The 22,608-nt window shown below is 34.6% G+C and carries 17 protein-coding genes and 5 pseudogenes; 19 read left to right on the plus strand and 3 right to left on the minus strand.

Translation table 11 applies throughout. The features are described 5' to 3' along the window. The first annotated feature begins 367 nt into the window (after positions 1-367). From ABE34_RS04870 to ABE34_RS04890, 5 genes and pseudogenes are all read left to right on the plus strand, one after another. On the plus strand, positions 368-805 hold the full coding sequence (locus tag ABE34_RS04870) for a heme-degrading domain-containing protein (RefSeq protein WP_197141011.1): 438 nt from the start codon (positions 368-370) through the stop codon (positions 803-805). Positions 806-826: 21 nt separating this feature from the next. Then, positions 827-1,300, plus strand: a complete 474-nt coding sequence (locus tag ABE34_RS04875; protein WP_197140859.1) for a tautomerase family protein — start codon at positions 827-829, stop codon at positions 1,298-1,300. A gap of 45 nt (positions 1,301-1,345) precedes the next feature. Then, the gene (locus tag ABE34_RS04880) at positions 1,346-2,302 is read left to right on the plus strand and encodes an LLM class oxidoreductase (protein WP_197140860.1); all 957 of its coding nucleotides are present in this window, start codon (positions 1,346-1,348) and stop codon (positions 2,300-2,302) included. Between the two features lie 152 nt (positions 2,303-2,454). Next, positions 2,455-3,249: an SDR family NAD(P)-dependent oxidoreductase gene (locus tag ABE34_RS04885; protein WP_197140861.1), complete on the plus strand. Its 795-nt coding sequence runs from the start codon at positions 2,455-2,457 to the stop codon at positions 3,247-3,249. A 77-nt stretch (positions 3,250-3,326) separates the two neighbouring features. Beyond that, a pseudogene (locus ABE34_RS04890) lies at positions 3,327-3,715 on the plus strand (aldo/keto reductase); the annotation flags it as partial. A gap of 52 nt (positions 3,716-3,767) precedes the next feature. On the opposite strand, the gene ABE34_RS25375 reads toward ABE34_RS04890, so the two are convergent. Further along, positions 3,768-3,893, minus strand: a complete 126-nt coding sequence (locus ABE34_RS25375; RefSeq protein ID WP_276569479.1) for a hypothetical protein — start codon at positions 3,891-3,893, stop codon at positions 3,768-3,770. Between the two features lie 445 nt (positions 3,894-4,338). Between ABE34_RS25375 and ABE34_RS04900 the strand changes: the two genes are divergently transcribed. From ABE34_RS04900 to ABE34_RS04930, 7 genes and pseudogenes are all read left to right on the plus strand, one after another. Continuing rightward, complete coding sequence (locus ABE34_RS04900; RefSeq protein ID WP_197140864.1) at positions 4,339-6,495, plus strand: ATP-dependent helicase; 2,157 nt, start codon at positions 4,339-4,341, stop codon at positions 6,493-6,495. 257 nt (positions 6,496-6,752) lie between these two features. Then, positions 6,753-8,084 carry an erythromycin esterase family protein gene (locus ABE34_RS04905; RefSeq protein ID WP_197140865.1) on the plus strand — a complete coding sequence of 444 codons (1,332 nt, stop codon included), beginning with the start codon at positions 6,753-6,755 and terminating at the stop codon, positions 8,082-8,084. Between the two features lie 207 nt (positions 8,085-8,291). Continuing rightward, positions 8,292-10,091 (plus strand): S9 family peptidase, encoded by a 1,800-nt coding sequence (locus ABE34_RS04910; RefSeq protein WP_197140866.1) that lies wholly within the window; start codon positions 8,292-8,294, stop codon positions 10,089-10,091. A 652-nt stretch (positions 10,092-10,743) separates the two neighbouring features. Further along, positions 10,744-11,010 carry a hypothetical protein gene (locus tag ABE34_RS04915; RefSeq protein WP_197140867.1) on the plus strand — a complete coding sequence of 89 codons (267 nt, stop codon included), beginning with the start codon at positions 10,744-10,746 and terminating at the stop codon, positions 11,008-11,010. Positions 11,011-11,555: 545 nt separating this feature from the next. Continuing rightward, positions 11,556-11,749, plus strand: a pseudogene (locus tag ABE34_RS04920) (ATP-binding cassette domain-containing protein); the annotation flags it as partial. A gap of 615 nt (positions 11,750-12,364) precedes the next feature. Beyond that, positions 12,365-12,550 (plus strand): antitoxin VbhA family protein, encoded by a 186-nt coding sequence (locus ABE34_RS04925; RefSeq protein WP_197140868.1) that lies wholly within the window; start codon positions 12,365-12,367, stop codon positions 12,548-12,550. A 138-nt stretch (positions 12,551-12,688) separates the two neighbouring features. Further along, positions 12,689-13,204, plus strand: coding sequence for a Fic family protein (locus ABE34_RS04930; RefSeq protein ID WP_346655527.1), 516 nt, complete (start codon positions 12,689-12,691; stop codon positions 13,202-13,204). Positions 13,205-14,405: 1,201 nt separating this feature from the next. Here ABE34_RS04930 and ABE34_RS04935 read toward each other — a convergent pair. Then, a complete protein-coding gene (locus ABE34_RS04935) occupies positions 14,406-14,681 on the minus strand; it encodes a YqhV family protein (RefSeq protein ID WP_197140869.1) in 276 nt (91 codons plus the stop codon). Positions 14,682-15,011: 330 nt separating this feature from the next. After that, the gene (locus ABE34_RS04940) at positions 15,012-16,607 is read right to left on the minus strand and encodes a GMC family oxidoreductase (protein ID WP_197140870.1); all 1,596 of its coding nucleotides are present in this window, start codon (positions 16,605-16,607) and stop codon (positions 15,012-15,014) included. A gap of 223 nt (positions 16,608-16,830) precedes the next feature. Between ABE34_RS04940 and ABE34_RS04945 the strand changes: the two genes are divergently transcribed. The 7 genes and pseudogenes from ABE34_RS04945 (at position 16,831) to ABE34_RS04965 (ending at position 21,844) form a co-directional block, all read left to right on the plus strand. Then, a complete protein-coding gene (locus ABE34_RS04945; RefSeq protein WP_206700582.1) occupies positions 16,831-17,283 on the plus strand; it encodes a DUF1259 domain-containing protein in 453 nt (150 codons plus the stop codon). A gap of 933 nt (positions 17,284-18,216) precedes the next feature. Next, positions 18,217-18,474, plus strand: a pseudogene (locus ABE34_RS25790) (MarR family transcriptional regulator); the annotation flags it as partial. A gap of 389 nt (positions 18,475-18,863) precedes the next feature. Continuing rightward, entirely contained in the window at positions 18,864-19,505 is a 642-nt protein-coding gene (bluB, locus tag ABE34_RS04950; RefSeq protein ID WP_197141014.1) for a 5,6-dimethylbenzimidazole synthase, read from the plus strand. 55 nt (positions 19,506-19,560) lie between these two features. Beyond that, positions 19,561-19,702: pseudogene (locus ABE34_RS04955) on the plus strand (GNAT family N-acetyltransferase); the annotation flags it as partial. Between the two features lie 169 nt (positions 19,703-19,871). Further along, a pseudogene (locus ABE34_RS04960) lies at positions 19,872-20,165 on the plus strand (arsenic resistance protein); the annotation flags it as partial. Between the two features lie 84 nt (positions 20,166-20,249). Then, on the plus strand, positions 20,250-20,393 hold the full coding sequence (locus ABE34_RS24975; RefSeq protein ID WP_241747014.1) for a hypothetical protein: 144 nt from the start codon (positions 20,250-20,252) through the stop codon (positions 20,391-20,393). A gap of 530 nt (positions 20,394-20,923) precedes the next feature. Beyond that, entirely contained in the window at positions 20,924-21,844 is a 921-nt protein-coding gene (locus ABE34_RS04965) for an alpha/beta hydrolase (protein WP_197140871.1), read from the plus strand. The last annotated feature ends 764 nt before the right edge of the window (positions 21,845-22,608 follow it).

Raw genomic sequence — 22,608 nt, forward strand, 5'->3', positions numbered from 1 at the left:
CAGATTCGTAAGTAAGAATAGTTATAACAAAGATAATCTTTAGAAAAAAGTTGTTATTGTATGCTTGCAAAAGTAAGTAAAACAAATAAGAATAAGCATTTATAAAAAGATTAGGCTTGTTCTTTACCTTAAAATAATAAGTTTTTGGATAGGTACTTTAAAGTGCCTAAATCACTTTTTGATTCCTATAAAACTTTAAAGTGCGTACTTACTTTTATAAAGTATACTTCTTATAATACATTTGTAGATGTCTTCTGACAGTGTTTTTAAAAGACAAAAGAATGGTGAAAGATCCATGGTCTTTATGCTTTAGCGATAAGAGTAATTTATAAATATTGGTTTATTCCCCTTTTAAAACTTAGTTTTCATATATGTATTAGAGGAAACGCTTCAATTTTCTACATTTACAAATGAAGATGCCTTTCAATTAGGTTTATTAATTGTTGAAACAGCGAAGCAAAAGGGGAAATTAATAGCTGTTGATATCACTAAAAATGGTGTGCAATTGTTTTATTTCAAGATGTCGGGGATGACAGAGGAAAATACTAAATGGATTGAGCGCAAAAAACAGGTCGTTTCATTGCATAATCATAGCTCCTATTATATGCAGATACAAAGTGAATTAAGTGGAATTCCGCATCATGTAGAATACCGTTTAGATTCTTCAAAGTACGCAGCATTCGGTGGAGCATTTCCCATCAAAATAAAAAACGTATGGGCCATCGGAGTAATAACGGTATCAGGATTAACACCTGAAGAAGATCATGAATTGGTGATAAAAGCAATTAAAAATTATTTTAAATAAACAGTTTTAGAGGAGGATACTATGCCATTAATAGAACTAAAAACTTGGCCCACTATGTCAAATGAAGAAAAAAAGGAATACATTTTTTCCGTAACTGAACTTACAACAAAATTATTAAAGATTGTCCCTGACAAAATTCAAATAGTAATACATGAACTTGCTAAAGAAAATTGGGGAAAAGCTGGGGCAGTAGCAAATGATACTAACTTTGCTGAGAATAGTAGAGTTGTCAATTGGGAAACTAAAGAGACTTATCAAACACAGGCAAGTAATGTAGATGGAATGGCTATAATCACGATTGATATATGGGATACATTTGATCAAGTGATAAAGGATAAGTGGGTTAATCAGCTTACACAAATAACATCTAAATTTACCCACGCCCCGATGGATAAGGTACTAATCGTCATTCGTGAAATGATTCCAGGTAACTGGGGACAAAGCGGGATAACGGGAGCAGATAAAGACTTTCTTTCAAAAAGTCGAACATATTAAAAAAATCTATTCGAAAATTTTAAGTAAGTAGAAAGGAGAATAGTTATGAGTGAATTTTCTAATTACCGTAGCTATAATCGAATGTATAAAGAAGGTGAACTGACACTAGGCCTTCACATTCCATTAGAAAATTATCGGTTTGACACGCCGACAATGGAAAAGCAAGTAGAATTATCGCAATTAGCCGAGAATTACGGTTTTACCAGTTTATGGTTTCGTGATGTATTATTAGAGGATCCTTCCTTTGGTGACCCAGCAGTAGGTCAAATTTACGATATGCTTATTTATTTAACTTATTTAGCAAGCCAAACAAAAGAAATTGCTTTAGGAACGTCTGCGATTGTTCTTTCTTTACGTCATCCTTTACGAGTGGCTAAGGAAATAGCGACGATTGATCAATTATTCCCAGAACGCTTAATTATGGGCGTTTCATCTGGCGATCGAAAAGCAGATTTCAATGGTTTAAATATTAATCATGATGATCGAGGACAACGATTCATCGAAGCTTTTCAGTATTTAAATCAAGTCCTATACGAAGAGTTTCCTTCTATTCGTTCATCATTAGGCGATATTCTAGGAAGTAATTTAGTACCAAAACCAACGAAGCGAATCCCAACGATGATTACAGGATACGCACAGCAATCAATGGAATGGTTCGCGAAAAATGGCGACGGATGGATGTATTATCCTAGAAGTCCATATCTTCAAGCCGAGACGATTCGACAATGGAGAGAACTTGTAGAACATCATTGCCCTGGAGTTTTCAAGCCATTTACTCAGCCTATGCATTTGGATTTGTCAGAAGATCCTAATGAAATGCCTACACCAATTCGTTTGGGTTTCCGAGTAGGTCGAAATCGGTTAATAGAACTACTAAACATCTATAAGGAAATCGGTGTTAATCATCTTTTCTTTGCATTATTTGACAGTAAACGACCGGCTGAAGAGGTTATTCATGAGCTCGGCCAAGAGGTATTGCCTCATTTTCCAGCTATCAAGTAAAGAATGGAACAACGGAGTGGAGTGTTAGGAGAAATTTCCTTATCCACTCCTTCTTTATTAATAAACTGTTTAAAAGAATGAGGAAACCCCATACTATTAAGCGTAAATTGCAATTAATTTTTTATATAAAACTACATTGGGAGGGATTTATTGTGTTTCTGAATTTAAAAGGGAAAACGGCACTAGTTACGGGGTCTGCAGCAGGCATTGGTAAAGCCATTGCAAAGTCATTAGTAGCAGAGGGTGTTACTGTCATTATTAATGGACGCCATGAAGAAAAAGTTCATCAAACAATGCAAGAAATTCAAGAACAATATCCTGAAGCAATCCTTCAATCATTAGTATCTGATTTAGGAACAGCTCAAGGATGCCAAAAGGCTATAGAGGAATTCCAAGAAGTAGATATTCTAATTAACAACCTAGGTATTTTTGAGCCTAGAGAGTATTTTAATATCTCTGATGAAGAATGGTTGAAGATGTTTGAGGTCAACATTATGAGTGGAGTTCGACTTACGCGATGGTACCTCAATCAAATGATTCAAAAAAAGGAAGGAAGAGTTATATTTATTGCGAGTGAAGCAGCCATTATGCCATCACAAGAAATGGCTCATTATAGCGCGACGAAGACGATGCAGCTTTCTCTTTCTCGTAGTTTAGCGGAGCTGACGAAAGAAACAAATGTTACTGTCAATACAATTATGCCAGGTTCTACTTTAACAGAAGGCGTAAAAACGATGCTAAATACCCTTTATCCTAATGAAAATTTGTCAATGGCAGAAGCTGAAGTGCGATTTATGAAAGAAAATCGGCCAACTTCTATTATACAGCGACTTATTCGCCCAGAGGAAATTGCTAATTTTGTTACATTTTTAAGTAGTCCTCTTTCTTCTGCTATTAATGGGTCTGCGTTGAGAATTGATGGAGGATTAGTACGTAGTGTCTTTTAAGAGGGTTTCAAATACTATCAGTGGATCAAAATGAAAAAGTAATCAAGAAAATACACAATTGGAGGAGTAAAATGGTCAATCATTTATCATTTGCTCGTATTAAACCTGTTGTGAATCAAGTGGAATTTCACCCACGCTTACAACAAATGGAGCTTCGTTCATTCTGTGACAAGCACCAAATTCAACTTGAAGCATGGGCACCTTTAATGCAAGGTGGGCTTCTTGAAGATGAAACCATTTCAAAAATCGCAAAAAAATATGGAAAATCAAATTCTCAAGTTATTTTACGTTGGGATGTACAAAATGGAGTCATCACTATCCCAAAATCTGTACGTAGAGAACGCATGATGCAAAATGCCGATATTTTTGACTTTAATTTAACAACCGAAGAAATGGCTATCATCGATGCAATGAATCTTGAACAACGTGTGGACCAAATCCAGATGAATACGATTTTGCTCTATAAGCAATAAAAAGTAAAGAGACTGTCTTGTGTTTGATAATCTTTTTTTCCTTCATTAAGATGTTTGCTGCATAGCTATATCATCATCACGGTGTTCTAAAATTACATCTTCGCCTTTATCCTGTAATACTTCAACATGATTTTTGCCCCAAGTACAAAGCATGTTCAGGATAGGTTCCATTCCCTGTCCATATGGCGTTAAGGTATTATTTATGAGCTGTGAGAGCAATCGAGATGGGCGACGGTACGTGTTACTGAATCTCGATGCGTCTCATAGCTTTTTATTTGTAGCTCCAGCTGGCAAATAGTAAGCAGTTTTGACTCCTATTGTAACTGTACCACTAGGTGGCGCTTAATAGGTTTTGAATATTTTTAAAGCCAAGGTACTCAATAAAAGTGTAAGTAACTAAAATACTAAACATAGCTCTGATAAAGAACATGTACAGGCGTCTAGGTTACATAGACGTCCTCTATTGATCAGTCTTAAGTGATACTACATGTGGGCGCTAGTTGCCGCGTACATTTATCCTTTCTTTCGTTGCTTTTATTAATGTGCGGCTTTCCTCGGATGAATCCTCATCATTTGGTATAATAACAAATAGATTTTTTAGAACGGAGCGATTGATATGAATGTAGCGCAAAAAGCGTTTTTTGAGGAAAAGGAGCGTTCACTTGGCGTTCGCCTAAATGATGTGCAGACGCAGGCGGTGTTACAGACGAGTGGTCCGCTTTTACTATTGGCATCGCCCGGTTCAGGAAAAACGACGACGATTATTATGCGTATTGGCTATATGATTGAGGCGCTTGGTGTGAATCCTTCTCGTATAAAGGCTGTCACATTTAGTAAGGCATCGGCAGGTGATATGAAGGCACGTTTTGCGAATTTTTTCCCACATTTGCCACCAGTTGATTTTTCGACGATTCACAGTTTAGCATTTCAAGTTGTGCGGCAGACACTTGAACGTCAGGGCATTTCGTACGGCATCATTGAAGAATCGGACAAGCCTGGTGTTGTTTCAAAAAAACGAGTGCTTCGCGAGATTTTTGAACAATTAAATGGCTCGAAAATTACAGAAGATCAGTTAGACGAGCTACTCACGTACATAACGTTTATCAAAAATAAAATGCTGCCAGAACAGGAATGGGCCATTGCAGAAGTAAAAGTGCCAAAAAAGGTCGAGATTTTAAAGCGTTATGAGGAGTATAAACGTACAGGTAGTGATCGTTTATTAATTGATTTTGACGATATGCTATTAATGGCGAATGATATTTTCACAAAAAATCGAGAGGTGCTGGCGCAATACCAACGCCGCTACGATTATTATTTAACGGATGAAAGTCAGGATACATCGCCCGTTCAACATGCGATTATCGCGAAGCTTGTCGCAGTCCATCAAAATTTATGCGTCGTTGCCGATGAGGATCAGGCCATTTATAGTTGGCGCGGAGCAGAACCAGATTATTTGTTAGATTTCCAAAAGAAATATCCGGAGGCGCATGTTTTACTTATGACGCAAAACTATCGTTCAGCTGCAACGATTGTAGAGCCAGCTAACCTATTTATTCAGCGCAATAAAAAGCGTTTTAACAAACAAATGTTTACGGAAAATCCTGCAGCAGAACCAATCTCGTTTAAAATCCTGGAGAATTACAATTTACAGGCTAAGTATTTAGTGGACCAGTTGAAAAATCTGTCTAATCGCGGCTCAACGGCTATTTTATATCGAAATAATACGTCAGCTATTCCGCTTATAGACGCGTTTGACAGAGCAGGTTTGCCTTTTTATATGAAAGATTCCACGATTCGCTTTTTCACCCATTGGGTCGTGGAGGATATTATGAACTTCATGCGTCTAGCGTACAATACAAAAAATATTGCGGTCTTTGAAAAGATTTACAGAAAAATGAATGCTTATATTACACCAACCCAATTTAAGGCATTACAGAGAGTGCCGGAAGATAGCTGTGTATTCACACAGTTGTTAGAACATGTTGAATTAAAAGATTATCAGCCTGACTATATTAAGCGCATTCGCAAAACGTATGATAGCATTCAATTTGATAAAACGACCCCAACAGCTATGTTAAAGCATATCCGTTATGACTTTGGCTATGAGCGTGCCTTACAAAAAATGAGTGAGAATCTCGGTTTTAATTATGAAAATTTACTAGATATTGTCGATGTACTCGGTTTAATTGCCCGTCACACGACGACGATGACCGAATTTGCGAGTCGTTTGAAGCAGCTTGAAAATTTAGCACGTTCTTCTCATGTAAAAAATGAATTGAATGCAATTACACTGACAACATTGCACAGTTCAAAAGGCTTGGAATTTGACAATGTGTATTTGATTGACTTAATTGAGGAGATTTTACCGAGTGAGGTGGAAGAAGAGATCGAGGAAGAAACGCGACTCTTTTATGTCGGTATCACACGTGCGATTCGCCACTTGGAATTAATTTCGTATAGTAAACGCTTTAAAACAGATGTGGTGCCATCAATTTTCATGAAAGAATTAAAACAAATCGTCTCACCGCAAGAATTGCCAAAGAAAGTGCCGAAAAATCCAAAGAAAACACCTAAGCAATACCGTAATGAGCGGACGATTACTACCGAGTCAGCGTTAATCGTAGGCTCAAAAGTAAAGCATGTGTTATATGGAAAAGGGGAAATATTAGCCGTAACGAGTAGCACGATTGAATTGTCATTTGCTACGGGGATTAAGAAGTTTTTGACGGATACATGTTTAGAACAAGGCTATTTAGAAACAGTTGAAGATTAAGGGAAGCGTATTCGGGAATTTTCCGGATACGCTTTTTTAAGTAGTGCTATTTTGTTGGGTATAGGCAACCCTGTATAAGGATGAATAGCAAAATTACCTAATCCTTTGGAAGGAATTTTTGTTTTTATATTGATAGGAGTAAATTAAGGATTTATTAAGAATCTAGTAAGAAATAAGTGAGTTTTAAGAACTAGAATAAATTTATCTTAACAGCGTAAGCTCTTAGACCATGTCAAAAAACTATTTAGGAGGTTTTTATGAAAAAGAAAATAATTATTGCAATTGGTGCTTTTGCTATAACAATGACTAATTTTGTAGAGAGCACTTATGCAAATTCGAAAACAGAAGTTTCTGTTTCAGCTCCCTATGATACAAATCAAATAGCTGAATGGTTAGAAGTGCATGCAAATCCTTTAAAAACAACTAATCCAACAGCATCTCTTAATGATTTAAAACCACTTAAGAAAATGGTAGGACCAGCTTCAATCGTAGGTTTAGGTGAAGCTACGCATGGGGCTCATGAAGTTTTTACAATGAAACACCGCATTGTTAATTATTTAGTAACTGAAATGGGCTTTACCAACTTAGTTTTCGAAGAGGGATGGGACAGAGCTTTGGAAATTGATCGTTATGTTCTTACTGGTAAAGGGAACCCTAGCCAACATCTATCACCTGAATTTAATACGCAAGAAATAGTAAATCTAATTAACTGGATTCGACAATATAATGCTGATCCAAAACATAAATCTAAAGTGCGTGTCATTGGTATGGATATACAATCAGTAAACAAAAATATTTATAATAATATAATAGAATATATAAAAAGAAACAATCCAGCTCTTGTGCCTAGTATAGAAGAGAAAATAAATGGTCTGATTCCTGTAACAAAGGATATTAATACCTTTAGCGACCTGACGAAAGAAAATAAAGAAAAATATATTTCAGACGCTAAACAAATCAGTGCTTTATTAGAACAAAATAAAAGGTATCTAAATGGTAAATCTGAGGAATTCGCATGGATAAAACAAAACGCCCGTATTATCGAACAGTTTACAATAATGTTAGCCTCATATCCTGATAAACCATCTGATCTTTTTTTAAAACATGATATTGCAATGTATGAAAATGCGAAGTGGACAGAAGAACATTTAGGAAAAACCATTGTATGGGGACATAATGGACACGTTTCGAAAACAAATATGATACCTTTTATATACCCTAAAGTAGCTGGGCAGCATTTAGCAGAACATTATGGAAAACGGTATGTATCTATTGGAACATCTGTTTATGAAGGAAAATATAATGTTTATAATACTAACCATGAATTTGGCCCATATGGAACATTAAAATCAAATGATCCAAACAGTTATAATTACATCTTTGGTCAAGTTAAAGAAGACCAATTTTTTATTGATTTACGTAAGGCAAACGGATTGACAAAAACTTGGTTAAACGAACAACATCCAATTTTTCCCGGAATAACTACCGAAGGCCCCGATATACCAACAACTGTTGATATATCATTAGGTAAATCATTTGACATACTTGTTCAAATTCAAAAAGTAAGTCCATCTCAACTACTTCAATAAATCTGTAATAAGTGGATAATGGATAAACAAAATGTAGTATTGATTAACGAATTTCTAATGATGAAATTCGTTTTTTTTATTCTAATTTTCATAGAAGACAAGTGGGAGTACATTTAATTCCCGAAAATTATACAATCAAGCGTAATAATGGTATTGTATGAATAGGTAGATTTTTCGCCCAATTCAAAAAAAAGGGGAGTTTTCTTTATGATATCTTTTTCTAAACCAGACGTAGAACAGTTTTTACGAACATTTTCGATTGGTGATTTTGCGGTTAGTCCAGATGAAAAACAACTAGTTTTCAGTACTAATTTAAGTGGCAAGTATAATTTATGGGCCATGAATTTGCCAAATACATTCCCAACGCAGCTTACTTTTATTGACCAGAGCTGTCAAGGCCTTCTCTATGATAAACAAGGACGGTTCATCATTGCCGGTTTTGACCAAAATGGAGACGAAAATACGCAATTTTATGGACTTCCACTTCAAGGTGGAACAATGAAGAAAATTATTTATGAAGAAGGAACTCGCAATGCTGGGCCAATTTTATCTGAAGATGGGAACAAGCTTTATTATACATCTTCGAAAGGAAACCCATCGTATTTAAATGCATACGTCTATGATTTGGTGACAGGTGAGGAAGAAACAGTTCTTGAAGGAAAAGATGCACCCACATTTTTAATCGATTTTAGCCCGAATGAAGAGATAGCCCTCTACTATAAACATTTTGCGAATACGTATACGCTCTTTTACGCCAAACGGGGAGAGGAACATATTCTCCTGACACCGCCAACAGATCAGCAACATACAGTCAGTGACGCAGTTTTTGTATCCGATGAGCTCATCTATTTATTAACGGATTACGAAGCTGATTTTACGTATTTGGCTTCGTATAATTTAGAAACAAATGAGTTTGTAAAAGTGAAAGATTTAGAGAATGAAAGCTTTACTACGTTGAAATATAACAAAGAAAAACAATTCCTATATGTAATTAGTGAGAAAGGTGTAGAAGATCATTTATACAAGCATGATTTGCAATCGAACAAATGGGAAGAACTAGATTCACCATGTAGTGTCATCGAAAAGCTTATAGTAACAAAATCCGGTAATTTGTTTTTATTAGGAAGAAGTGCTACAAAGCCGCATAATATTTATCAATTTAAGGAAAATGGATGGACATCTTTAACGGAATACACAGTTCCAGGTGTAGATCAAAGCGAATTAGTTGAGCCGGATGTAATTACTTATTCTTCCTTTGACGGACTTGAAATAGAGTCCCTATTTTTCAAAGCTAAAAAGGAAAATGATAATGGTGAAATCATCTTTTGGCCGCATGGTGGTCCGCAAGCTGCAGAGCGTAAATTTTTTAGAGCTTCCTTCCAATTCTTTTTAAATAATGGGTATAGCATTTTTGCTCCGAATTTCCGTGGTTCGACTGGCTATGGATTGGCTTTCACGAAAATGGTAGAAGGGGATTGGGGACACGGTCCGCGCCTTGATAATGTAGCTGGTCTCGACTGGCTCATTGCTAATAACTATGCAGAAAAAGGTAATATTTTATTGATGGGCGGAAGTTATGGAGGATATATGGCCTTATTGCTTCACGGTAGACATGCTGATTATTTCAAAGCTGTAGTGGATATATTTGGTCCATCTGATTTGTTCTCATTTATCAACTCGGTTCCTGAAGATTGGAAGCCAATTATGGATCAATGGGTAGGAAACCCTGAAAAAGACAAGCAAAAACTCATTGATTTCTCACCAATTACGTATTTAGAAACTATGGTGAAACCAATGCTAGTTATCCAAGGAGCGAATGATCCACGTGTTGTGAAAGAGGAATCTGATCAAATCGTGCAAGCTTTAAAAGATAAAGGTCGTAATGTCGAGTACATGCTTCTTGAAGACGAAGGACATGGGTTCTCTAAAAAAGAAAATGAAATTGCTGTTTATCAAAAAATCCTCTCATTTTTTAATCAATTCGTTGGATCTAAAGTGAAAGCATAACGATACGTATCATTGAAAAAAGAACCCCGACTGGGAAGAAAACAATTCTTTAAGTAATGCTTTTGATGGAAATACTGTTTGAAATTAAACGAAAAGACTAGGTTCTACAATGGTAGAACCTAGTTTTTTTCATAAACCAACCAACATCCCTTGTGTTACCATAAACTCCACACATGTGCTAGTGAGGACCCGAATCCACTTGAAGATATTTCAGCAAATCCTATCAAGTTGTATCGGATTTTCGGGGTGGATCGCGCAGCCTGTGCTGAAACCACAGAAAGGAGTTACTCTCCCTGATATTAGTACAGTTCAAGTAAATTCTGTACTGCAAAAATACAAGTAAGTGCCGATTTGTTTGAAAAAATATCCGGTACAATTTACGAATATTTTTAGAAAAAATCATCAAAAATGTTCGTGTTTAAATAGTGAAAATGCCATTCGTTCATCAGCTGGATACGATATCAATCGAACAAAACACGAATTTTATCTTTTTGAAAAAGTCACGAATGAAACCTTTATATGAACTTACCATAACTTAAATGAAACGAGTGGGATAAAACACTTTAGTTGAACAGCAATTACGTTTATTAGGTTAATTCAAGAAAATGTTTCTACTTCTTTTAACGAATCAAGGATAATGAGGTGATTAGTGATGACACTTAAATGGTTGTGGATATTGGTTATTGCATTTAGCTTACTAGAATGGATTTCAATCCCATTCATCGGTGCATTTACAGGAAAATTATATCAATTAGTTGATGGTGTATTAATAATTACTTTTATTATTTACCCATTATTTTTCATGACTTCTCTTTTACTATTACAAAAGGAAATTAAAAAAATTGGTGCAGTAATTTTGCTTATTCCACTAATCGTGTATGCACCCTTGCTAATAAGTCTTCAAACGTTGCTTAAATAATGTACTTATTGAGCTAACTGAACCGTTTAGTGAAATAAATTCAAAATACACCGACTAAAAGGACGGAGTAAAATTTTAATTTAGATATATTAGTTGTCTGTTTATGATGAAAGTGATAAAGAAGAAATTTATGTCTAAAAGTTCTTGTCCATATACAATACAAATACAGAGGGTATTATGAAGATGGACGTATTTAGTTTACATAAAATAAATACTGTAGTCACAACTTTCAAGTTATTTAATAACCGTTTATTTTAATAATAATGATTCCATATACAATAAAAAAGAATCGTATACTAGGGTGTTGTCCCTTATTCTCAATATCCATTAAATAGCGTGGGTCAATCTCTAAGGGGATGAATTTATGAAGAGATCGGTACTTTTATCAATTTCAGTTTTGATGGTTAACTGTAAGGGAAATATTAATGACTAATTGATAGAGCAACATTAAATGTTCCGACAGATGAAATAATTAGAGATCCTGCCTGTATGCAGGTGTATGTGACGGATCGGTAATTATAAGATAAGGAGATGAAAGAATGGGAATCCTAGATATCAAAAATTTTTCAAAAGTGTATAAGGGTGAAAAAAAACTGGCGATAACATAAATTTATCTGTTGAAAATGGCGATATTTTTGGATTTATAGGTCATAATGGAGCAGGGAAAAGTACAACGATCAAATCAGTAGTAGGAATACTAGATTTTGAGGAAGGCGACATCTACATTGATGAGCATTCAGGATTTTGTATTTAAGTCATCGAATATAAACTACCTTCCAAAATAAATAATTCTGATTGACTAAAGCGCACCATCTTCCCAGCAATCCGCATGTGAATCTAAGGTTCTAAAACCAACTTCTTAACCGCAACTACTAATGCAAACATATCTAACTGAAGCTCCGGAAAATAAGATAGGTAATAATGGTCTAACTTATATTCAAACAATAACAAAGGTACAATGAAGTTAAAAAAGAAAACCTAAATTAATTGATATTGAAAAGAATGGGACATTAAAGTTGGCGAAAAAGAATATCTAGTATTATGGGTGTACTTTGTTGTAGCATCAATTTTGCAAATGTAGGCCTTAAATGATGTAGCGCGAAGCGGGTAGGTGGGAAACATGTCATTTTCAACATATCTTTAAAGACAACATGTAAACCCTGCAGATCTAATGCTTCATGATTTTTATTTAGGACATCAGATTCTAATGGATTCTTAAAGTAGCTTTATAGGATAAATGTGGATGAAGGGGCAATATTCGTTCTTTTTTCTATCATGAAGGCCATTTTCAACTATCTCTGGATGCGTAAAAACTGATATAATAGATATACCAATAAAGTGAGGGGTGTTATTTATGAAAGACAATTCACGCCTAGAACGTAAAAAGCAAGTGCAATTCGCAGTCGGTGTGGCTGCTTTAGACGGTGGAAAACCGAGTGTTTTTACACAAAACCTCTTAAACCAATATGAAAATGGTCAAATATCATCCAGCCAATTGAAACAAGCAATTGTTGAAAAATATACAAGGGCTTCACAGTAATTTATGGACCCATATATTTATCCTAATACAAATATCTTAATCAACTAATTAAATATTCGGGATAGACAACAATTAATTGACGTTGAAGCACAGCTGTTAATCGCGGGGATTTTAGATGTTTCTTCTATCACTCATGAGATTGACTTTCAAAAATATGAAAGTCTCCAAATGATTCATCACTTTCTTTTTCATGAACTATATTCATGGGCAGGGGAATTCCGTACAATCAATATTTTTAAAGGTGAACACGTTTTAAATGGATTATCTGTTACTTATAGCGATAAAAATCACATTGTTTCTGATTTAAAATCTGTTTTCACTTGGTCTAAATCTAAGCAATGGAAATATTCTAATCTTCGTCTTATAGAGGATTTTTCTACATTTATGACAAAACTTTGGCGTGTTCATCCTTACCGAGAAGGAAATACACGAGCGATTTCGATTTTCATGAAGCTTTTTGCTGAAGCAAATAAGCTAGACTTCAATGCTCAATTGCTCTCACAAAATGCAGGATATTTACGAAATGCACTAGTTCTTGCCGCAGTAGAAGAAGCTCCGGAACCAAAATATTTTTTGAAGATGATGACAGATGCATTAGATGTAGCTGATTTCAATAAATTCAAGCCTGACGATGAAGCGTCTAGTAATTATTAAGTAATTGGGCAGTATGATGTTACCAAATATGAAGAAAAACCCTTTGAAATGGATTTTGATAAGGAATAATTTTTTCCGATTAAGATTTAATACACTAAAAAGGATGGTGATTTGCAATTAAATCATCATCCTTTTCGTATTTATACTTCACCTGTTGAAATACTGTAATTATTGCCTGAATCTGTAGCAAAAGACTTCTAAGGCTATATCATAACCCAAGAAAAGTAATAAGTCTGAAAACGTAAGTTAAAGAATTAGAAGAGGCAAATAAAATATTTAAAGACCTGATTCAAAAATTATATGGTGAACTGTATTCTAGAGAATAGCTCTAATTTTTAGCTTGTAAGCATAAAAGGGGAATCCAGAAGTCGAAAGTACGACTTTCTGGACAGCTCCTTTTTTGTGATAAAAACTGAAGTTATATTTTTCAATATTTTGATCTGTCGACCAAGTCATTATGTAATAAAAGAAGTTGATTAAAATCTGGACTAGACGTATTAAATTCACTAAACTCAAATAAATTTGAGGGATTTGTATTTAGCCTGGGTGATATGATCTTTTTAAAAAGGTATGAGATGAAAATGGTAAGAAAAGCGTTACAATAAGGCTGGCAATAAAACTAGGGATATTTTACATAAGTTGGACGTTGGCATTTACATGTACCTACTCGTCGGGGCAATTATACTGATATCTTACGTACTCTATTTTTCAATTGTTAGAAATGCTTATTAAAGGGCTAGAATGTGCTACGAAGCTGTATCAATTTAAAGAAAATGGATGGACATCTTTAACGTAATACATAGTTCCAGGTGTAGGTCAAAGTGAATTGGCAATTAGATTCGATCTCCACTACAACATCGTTAAGGTGACCCTGAATGAGGGCGGATGTGACGGTCAACCAACGCCACAACCGAATAAGTGCGTGCGATACACTCAATATTAATTTGTCCAGGTAGTGGTTACTTATACATAAAAAAGCAGCGTCGTTACACGCTACAGCAAACTAATGAACATTCTTAGGAAAAATAATCAAAAGATATTGTTCAGAAAGGACGCAAAATTATGGCTAATAAATGTGATGTCTCTCGTGTTCTATCAAAACTATTAACTAGAGTGTGTCGATTTATGCTAATGTAATTAACATCCATTACAAAACATACTCTTTGAAGAAATTTATTATTTTTTTAGGAATACTTTATTATTACTTAACATGTGAGCTAACAATAATAAGTGTTATTCCCGTAAATAGGCAAATGATTCTCGTCACAGGAACTTTATCAGCTAGTCCAAATAATGCAATTGCTGTCGTGACGATTAAAACTGTTGGACCAACCAATGCAAGCATTGTATTAATATAGAAGGCTTTTTCTAAATTATTCAACTTTAGCATCAACAATCCAGCACTTACTTCGATACTTCCAGACAATACACGTAAAATAACCATAGCAAGAACCGATTTTTCAATAATTGTCATCATCCTATCTTTATAGAAAATTTCCGCTTATATTCATTAGGAAAATTATAGTCTTCTGTTTTAATGAAATACTAAAATCAATATATGTATGATTCGTATCAAATATTCAAATAGTAGTTTTGATTAACCCCTCAACCATTTGTGGAGGAGGGGATTTTAATATTTAACTAAGATTCGACCATTATGATTTTTTTAACTTTAACGAACAGTGCTAGTTAGGTTTACATTTACTAGAAACATAAATGACTTGCTTTTTAGAACGTCCGCTCTAACATTCGCTCAGTGTATACATATTAACCGTGTATTATAAAACCTGTGATATTAATAAGTTTATTATTCAAAAGCGTTCCCACCCATTAAACGTTTAGCAATGGTATATCCAATTAGGTACGCAGCTGCAGACGTGTTACCATCTACTGTAAAAGGAATGATTTGTGCATCAGCAATCATTAAATTATTGACTCCATGTACATTTCCATACCGATCCACGACGCCACCTTTACCAATAGGGGCCATTCGAAGAGAACTTTGTTGATGGTGATTATGGCCAAAATTTTCTTTAATAAAGTTTTCAAGTTCATCGTCATTTTCAATGGTCTCAAATGTTGGATTTACAAGCTGATAATTTGGGTCGAGTTTTGAAAGTTTCTCCGCAATGCCCTTAATATAAACTCTGTATATAGCCTTTATTGCTTCTAGGTCATATTCATTTTCTAAGAAACCTTCATCCGCAAGGACAATTTTTAAAGGGTCGTTATTTTGTATTTTAATGGATCCTTGACTTTTTGGTTGTAAAAATATAATAGCAATATTTAAATTTTCTTCTGAAACAATCCCAATGAGTTGAACACCTCGGTGGCGATTGTTACTGCTATTAAGTGGATTTGGTAAAAAGGCACCCCCTGTATAAAGAGAAAATGGATCGTTTTGAAGCTGATGAATATCTTTTGAATTCACACTAAATGTAGCAGTATTTAAGGTATGATTAGTCAAATGTTTCCCAACATTCGGATTGTTAAAAATAACGGGGATACCGGCCTGACGTAGGTCATTTGAAGGGCCAATTCCAGATAACATTAACAGTTGCGCACTGTTTATACCTGCTGAAATAATTACTTTTTTTCGGGCAAAAGCTTGGACCTTTTTACCTTCTTGTAGATATTCAATACCTATTGCTGTTTTCTCCCTAAATAAAATACGAAGTCCGGTTGATTTATAAACAACCCTTAACTTACGTCCATTCACCCCGTATCCACCAGGAGTCATAATGTCTGAAGATAAAAATGCGGTAGAAGAGCTTTCACGTTCTCCATTAATCTTTTGAAATAGTTGCCATTGAGTAAAAGGACCAATAGGGGTTTTTGGGTTATTATAGTCAAGTATTTGTTTATAACCTGTTGCTTGTTCGATCGCTGAAACCAATTTTTTCGTTATCATTGGTGGATTTTTAGGGGCTTGCCTGATATCTATACGACCATTGAAGCCATGAAATTCAGGATTACTTGTTTCTCCATGAAAATTTTCTAACTGTTTAAAGCTACGATTTGCTCGTACAGGGGACCATAAGTTACCTAAAAGACGTTCCCATTCTTTTAAAACAGCTGGTGTAGGTCTGACATACTGTTCACCATTAATTGAAGACCCGCCCCCAGAAAGCCGCCCCGTAGTCCATTCAAATGTTCTGTCATCTACTTCAGGTTGGGGTACTCCTTCACCTTGCCAAAAATATTCTGCGAAAAATTGCTCTTCTAGTTCAGGAGCGAATCTAGAATCTCGAATTGGTTTATCTCTATCATTGTTTTCTCCTGCCTCTAGGACTAAGACTGAGGTTTTTTTATAGTCTGTTAGTGTTTTAGCTATAACTGCTCCAGCTGGTCCAGTCCCGACAACAATAAAATCATACATTTTATTTGAATGTGTCGAATTCATTTTCCTAGCTCCTTTTCTATTTTTATTTATCTTATGTAAACTTGAGGGGAAGAAGGTAGGTAAAGCTAATTGCACTGTTAAAGTTAAAAAGTGGTTCGGCAGAGGGGTATAGGAATAGATAGAAAAAATTCTAGAATAAAAGGAGCTTGCCGGTATATTTCCCAGTCACATTACGCCCTTGAGAATATATTATTACTATATAAAACAAAAGGAGGTGAATAGATTGGAGCATGATAATCATTCCCAGGAACAAAATCAGTCAGAAAAATTAAGCAGTTGCGTAGGGGCAATAAAATGTCAACAACTTGCTAATATCATCGGTGGAGAAGTTATTACTTCAACACCTGTTTGTGTTGTACAGCGCCTTCGCGATATTAAAGCTACCATTCTTGGACGAACTACTCGATCCCCTCTCGCACTTCCATTTGCCCTTTCTTTTGAAGGTATTTTGGCTAACACACTGAACCTCGGCGAATCTGTTGTACTTCAGGAAGAAATTAATCCATTTATGAAAGAGCTTCAAAAGAGAGGACTTATTGTTACAGCAGTGCATAACCATTGGCTTTTTGATAATCCAAGATTAATGTACATGCATTGGGAGAATGTTGGGGATCCAACAGATTTTGCAAGAAGAAGTTTTAATGCTGCAGTTGCAGCAGGCTTATTCAAAAAGTAAAAAGATATAATAAAGATGAAGTTATTACTAGTATATAAACAACGAGGCTCAATAGTATGTTCATGTTTATTCTCAACTTGTTTAAGAGGCTACTAATTGGTAGCCTCTATTATGTTTAAAAATAGTGATATTTGTTATTTTTATCTAATTTTTTTGTTTTTAACATTATAGTATTGCCTGAATTTCTAGTCACTGGATACGCATTGGTTTTGATTGATCTATGGAAGCATTTAAAGAATAAGTTCGAGAAATTGCGTCTTTATTAATAGAGGAATCATGTTAAAAAGAGCTGTTAAAGTTGATGAATTAGGTCTGAATCAAGAATTAATTTAATACGATAGCTGGTGAAAAAATGACAGAATATCGAGTTGTGATATATTTATAAGTGAAAACGAACTACTTAGTTAGATAAAGAAGCTTAATTCTTTACAGGCTTGGCCTAAAAAAGGGTAAGGAGAGCTTTAATTCCTATTCATAACAAGTGATTGTATTAATCGAGAATTTTTTCAATCTCGATATATAATATAAATTTATCGCTACATGTAGTTATATCCTATGATTGTAAAAGAGGAAAGTAATCGTTCACATGAAATTTATAGGGAACTTCAGAATTACAAGTCGAAAAGTACAGAAGATAAGCAATCTTTTAATAATTTGTCTAAAATTTCTTGTCCACAATTAAAGATTAGAACTTTTAGACATTTTTAAATTTGTCAGTACATTCATGTCCAAAGTGTATGCAAGTTCTTTGTAAAAGATCAATTAGATTTGGACTGTTTTGTATTTATTGTTCAAAATTTCGGAGCAAATATCTATTGGATCTAGTTCATTTATACAAATAATTTTGTCAAATGAGAAGGGAAATAACGGTATAATATTATTAATGTACCAACAAGTGGGAGGTCAGACCGTGACTAAAAAGAAGAGCTCATAATGAATGACAGGGACTTATTTAACAAGATAGCTTGGCTTAATAAGAGTAAAATGGGGAAGAGTCTCGAGGGACACATACTTTCTCAAGTACATTGTATTGAATCCATTGAAAAAAATACAAATCCCAATGTGGCGAATCTTTCGGAATCCCATTATATGACTAGAGGTGCCCTCAGTAAATTAACGAAGAAACTTATCAAAAATGCCTTATCGAAAGTTATCAGAAACTAGAGAAATAAAAAAGAAATCTCCTTTAAGAAAGAAAACTTTCACAATACATGTAGAAATGCACGAAGGTGTTCTATCAATCTGTAACTCGTACTAGAAAACAACTCATGCTGCATTGAATAATAACCATAATAAAGAAAATTTATAAATAAGTAGGCAATTGAAATCTGCAGAAGGTATCTTTAAACCGGTCTATTATTAATGGTGCCATTATCCATGTATGAAACTGAACGGAATTGTGGTAATCGATTTGACGAATGTTAATCCAAAGTAAGAAGAGGTGGCGTCAAAATTTATGCGGATACAACGATAAGGACAAACATACCCAAACCACGCTTTTTGGTGCATTTTCACTTCAACTTACGTGGGAGAATAATAAAAAATTAGTTACTATTAAAAATAGAAAAGGGGAGAAATTTATGTTTTCTAATGAAGAAAGAGAGTCTATTTATAAAGTTATTTATAATAGGAGAGATATTCGAAGTTTTTTATCAACTCCTATCCCTGAAAACATTATACATAGAATATTAAATGCAGCTCATCATGCACCTTCAGTAGGATTTATGCAACCATGGAACTTTATTTTAATTTCCAATGACGAAATTAAAGAAAAATTGGCTTGGGCAGCAGAAAAAGAAAGCCGAGCATTAGCTGTTCATTATGATGAGGGGAAAAAAATGAAATTCCTTGATTTAAAAATTGAGGGTTTAAAAGAAGCTCCTATAACTATTTGTGTTACATGTGACCCTACAAGAGGAGGTTCCCATGTATTAGGACGAAATTCAATTCCTGAAACAGATATATTATCAACAGCTTGTGCTATTCAAAATATGTGGTTAGCAGCTTGTGCTGAAGGACTTGCGATGGGGTGGGTAAGTTTTTATAAAAAGAATGATATTAGAGACATTTTAGAAATACCACCACACATCGATCCCATTGCTCTTATATCAATCGGTTATACTGAAAATTACCCAGAAAAGCCCATTTTAGAGTTAGCTAATTGGGAAAAAAGACGTTCTTTAGAACATCTTATTTTCGAAAATAAATGGGGACAAAACTAAAGACTTATTAATCTATCAGGGTGCGTTAATTGAAAAATGTTGAATTGCTTAGGCAACTCTTTTTTATTATTTAGCTGTATTTGAACCCTACAGAGGTAATGGGTTCGCTAAAGGAAATGATCCTTATGGTTCTTCGTTTCTTCTTTTTAGAGCTTTCTTATCAAAAAGTGAATACGACTGTTTATTCTTTTAATAATTGTGCGCTGTGAGAGCAATCGAGATGGGCAACGGTACATGTTACTGAATCTCGATACGTCTCATAGCGTTATCATTATTGTAAAAATTAGTGAATTACATTTTAATAAAGACAACATTTAATTATTAAAATTAAGGGAGAAATATTTTAGCTTATCAAAAATCTAACTATTACCACTTGATGTAGTACGGATTGCTATTCCATTATTTATTTATTTTGTAATAATGTTTGCTGTTTCATTCTTTTCTTCACGTATAGTAGGTGCATCTTATCCAGTCACAGCAGCCCTTTCTTTTACAGCGGCTAGTAACAACTTTGAGTTGGCAATCGCTGTAGCTGTAGGCGTTTTCGGAATTCATAGTGGCGTAGCTTTTGCCGCTGTTATTGGTCCACTTGTCGAAGTGCCAGTACTCATTGGACTTGTATGGGTTGCTCTACAATGGCAAAAGAAATATTTTAAAACTATTAAATTAAAAGAATCAAAAGGTGCACTTAATATGACAAACACACAATATTTCTTATGTACAGGAAACTCATGTCGTAGTCAAATGGCTGATGGAAGAAAATTATTGCCTAGTAATTGGACAGTTAAAAGTGCTGGTATTAAAGCACATGGAGTAAATCCGAAAGCTTGTAATTTTCCTTTGATAAATCAATTTTCCCCGCAAAGTTCCAAGATATTGCTGAGGTAAGGGTGGATATTTCGAATCATACATCTGATCTAAATTTGGAGACATTAAACAACGCAACACTAGAAGAGCATCTTCAGCCTTAGTTGAAATACTAGGTTTTTTTAAGTTATTTAACTACTTTACTTTGAGGTCTTTTTGGATTGATTTTTTTACTTTATTTTGTTTGATAGGTATTCCACCATGTTTATCATATTTGATAAAATCCAACAAATATTTTTTTACAAAATCAAAGACTTCTTGATCTTGTGCCTTGCTTCCGCCTACTACCTTGGATACTATAATGGTAATTAATTGGATTACTGCGCTAAATAAAGCAGTTGATTATGATGAACACAGCGCTTATGTTTATACAATTGAAGAATAAAAGACGCCTGTCACGATTGCAGAGATAGATCCTTATATAACCAATGTCTCTATAGAGTTGTTTCGTCAACAGGAAGTCGTTTTACACAATACGGTAAACTATTTGATGGACAGTATGAAATACTCTCAGTTCTAAGTTCAGTAAAAGTTGGAGGAATAGAAAATCTATGAACATACCTTTGAATAAAACAAAAATGTTACTTGCATTGCTCATTTTGTTAGTAACAATTACAGGCTGCACCACAAAAACGCCTGTATCTTCCAATGAAGATCAATCTTTATCTAATCAAAACCAAAGTACTGCTCCTAAAACCGAGACCATAAATGAAACGTCACTTGCTGAAGTGAGGAACATACCATCAAATCCACCGGTTGAGTATGATCCTTCTTGGCCTGATCGAACGGTAAAGTCTTCTAGAGGGTATCTTGTGAATAGTTGTGTTCCAGATGAACTACGCGATAAAGCAACTACATTGACAACCAGTGACGGAGTATATTTGTCGGCACTTGTGCTTGGTAGCGGAAATAAAGGAGTCCTGCTTGGGCACGAGCAAGGTTATTCCATTTGCTCTTTTCTTGACATAGGAACTGAACTAGCAGACAACGGATATTTAGTTATTATACCTGAATATCGTAATCACGGTGCATCACAGAAGATCCAAGTTAATGAACATATAGAGCTTGATGCAGATGCAGCCTTAAACGAACTCAAACAAATGGGTGCTAAAAAAGTATTTTTGGCAGGAGCATCATGTGGCGGTACAACAGCAATCGTTGCAGGCGTTCGTCAAGAGCTTCCTATTGAGGGACTAATTATTCTTTCTTCTCCCGCACAATGTTCAAACCTTGATGCAATTCCAAGTGTCAAAGAGATTAAAGCGCCATCCTTGTTTGTTTTTTCACCTGGAGATTATGGAGGCAGTATTGAAAAACATGTGCGTCAATTATATCAAGAATCTGGAGCAACTGAAAAAGAGCTAATTGTGGACGAGAGTGGTTATCACGGAACAGATATGTACCATATGGGGCAGGATGGTGACGTATTAAAGTCCCGACTCATTGACTTTGTTATAGAAGAATTTAAATAATATGAACTCAACGATACTTTGCCCCTTTGGATATGGTTATCTAAAGGGGTATTCTTATAATGAAACGAAAAGTAAATCAGAATCAAATGATCGATTTGATAATATTTGAGTAACAATAAAGTGTTCCATAATCGGGCGCAATTCGTGAATTGGAAATATAATGACTTTATTAAATTCAATTCATCCTCTTAAAGCGGGATATATAGTTAGAGACGATTTTTTTAAAAATCCTGATAAAAATAATTAACGAACTATTTTAGTTAAAATCATTTGTATCATTCGCGTTTAAGTTATGTAAGTGCTATTTGTTCATCGGCTGAACACTTAACCTTTTGAATAAAACACGAATAATAGATTTAAAAGTTATTTAAACATAAATAATAAAGACGGTTCCACGAATGGAATTTTTATGACCTGACCATAACCTCAATGAAACGGAGGGAATAGTAATTTATGCCACCATTTTTTATAATTACACATTACTAACTGTGTTCCTCCCCGACGAATAAATTTTGATTGGTTTTCAAAGTTGGAATTTCTACTCAAAAATTAATAACAATTCAAAAAAGGAGGAATCATCTAAAAAATAGGAACGTTCGAGTGCTTTTTTATATAGTTCAAACTGACCTGAGAGTAATCCATGTAACCAAGTACCCGTCTAAATGATTCTCGAATCATTTGTGCGTTGTTATGTATTTAAATGGAAGTTCAAGGAACATGAGACAATAAACAAAAGCTTATAATAACAATCAATGAGAAAATAT

The sequence above is a fragment of the Lysinibacillus sphaericus genome, assembly GCF_015844675.1.
Classification (GTDB): domain Bacteria; phylum Bacillota; class Bacilli; order Bacillales_A; family Planococcaceae; genus Lysinibacillus; species Lysinibacillus sphaericus_E.

What these genes read in the sequence shown, in the direction of transcription:
- ABE34_RS04875 (WP_197140859.1), top strand. Translation starts at nt 827, where the DNA reads ATGCCATTAATAGAACTAAAAACTTGGCCCACTATGTCAAATGAAGAA.
- ABE34_RS04880 (WP_197140860.1), top strand. Translation starts at nt 1,346, where the DNA reads ATGAGTGAATTTTCTAATTACCGTAGCTATAATCGAATGTATAAAGAA.
- ABE34_RS25375 (WP_276569479.1), bottom strand. Translation starts at nt 3,893, where the DNA reads ATGGAACCTATCCTGAACATGCTTTGTACTTGGGGCAAAAATCATGTT.
- ABE34_RS04900 (WP_197140864.1), top strand. Translation starts at nt 4,339, where the DNA reads ATGAATGTAGCGCAAAAAGCGTTTTTTGAGGAAAAGGAGCGTTCACTT.
- ABE34_RS04905 (WP_197140865.1), top strand. Translation starts at nt 6,753, where the DNA reads ATGAAAAAGAAAATAATTATTGCAATTGGTGCTTTTGCTATAACAATG.
- ABE34_RS04910 (WP_197140866.1), top strand. Translation starts at nt 8,292, where the DNA reads ATGATATCTTTTTCTAAACCAGACGTAGAACAGTTTTTACGAACATTT.
- ABE34_RS04915 (WP_197140867.1), top strand. Translation starts at nt 10,744, where the DNA reads ATGACACTTAAATGGTTGTGGATATTGGTTATTGCATTTAGCTTACTA.
- ABE34_RS04925 (WP_197140868.1), top strand. Translation starts at nt 12,365, where the DNA reads ATGAAAGACAATTCACGCCTAGAACGTAAAAAGCAAGTGCAATTCGCA.
- ABE34_RS04935 (WP_197140869.1), bottom strand. Translation starts at nt 14,681, where the DNA reads ATGATGACAATTATTGAAAAATCGGTTCTTGCTATGGTTATTTTACGT.
- ABE34_RS04940 (WP_197140870.1), bottom strand. Translation starts at nt 16,607, where the DNA reads ATGAATTCGACACATTCAAATAAAATGTATGATTTTATTGTTGTCGGG.
- bluB (WP_197141014.1), top strand. Translation starts at nt 18,864, where the DNA reads ATGTTTTCTAATGAAGAAAGAGAGTCTATTTATAAAGTTATTTATAAT.
- ABE34_RS24975 (WP_241747014.1), top strand. Translation starts at nt 20,250, where the DNA reads ATGGCTGATGGAAGAAAATTATTGCCTAGTAATTGGACAGTTAAAAGT.
- ABE34_RS04965 (WP_197140871.1), top strand. Translation starts at nt 20,924, where the DNA reads ATGAACATACCTTTGAATAAAACAAAAATGTTACTTGCATTGCTCATT.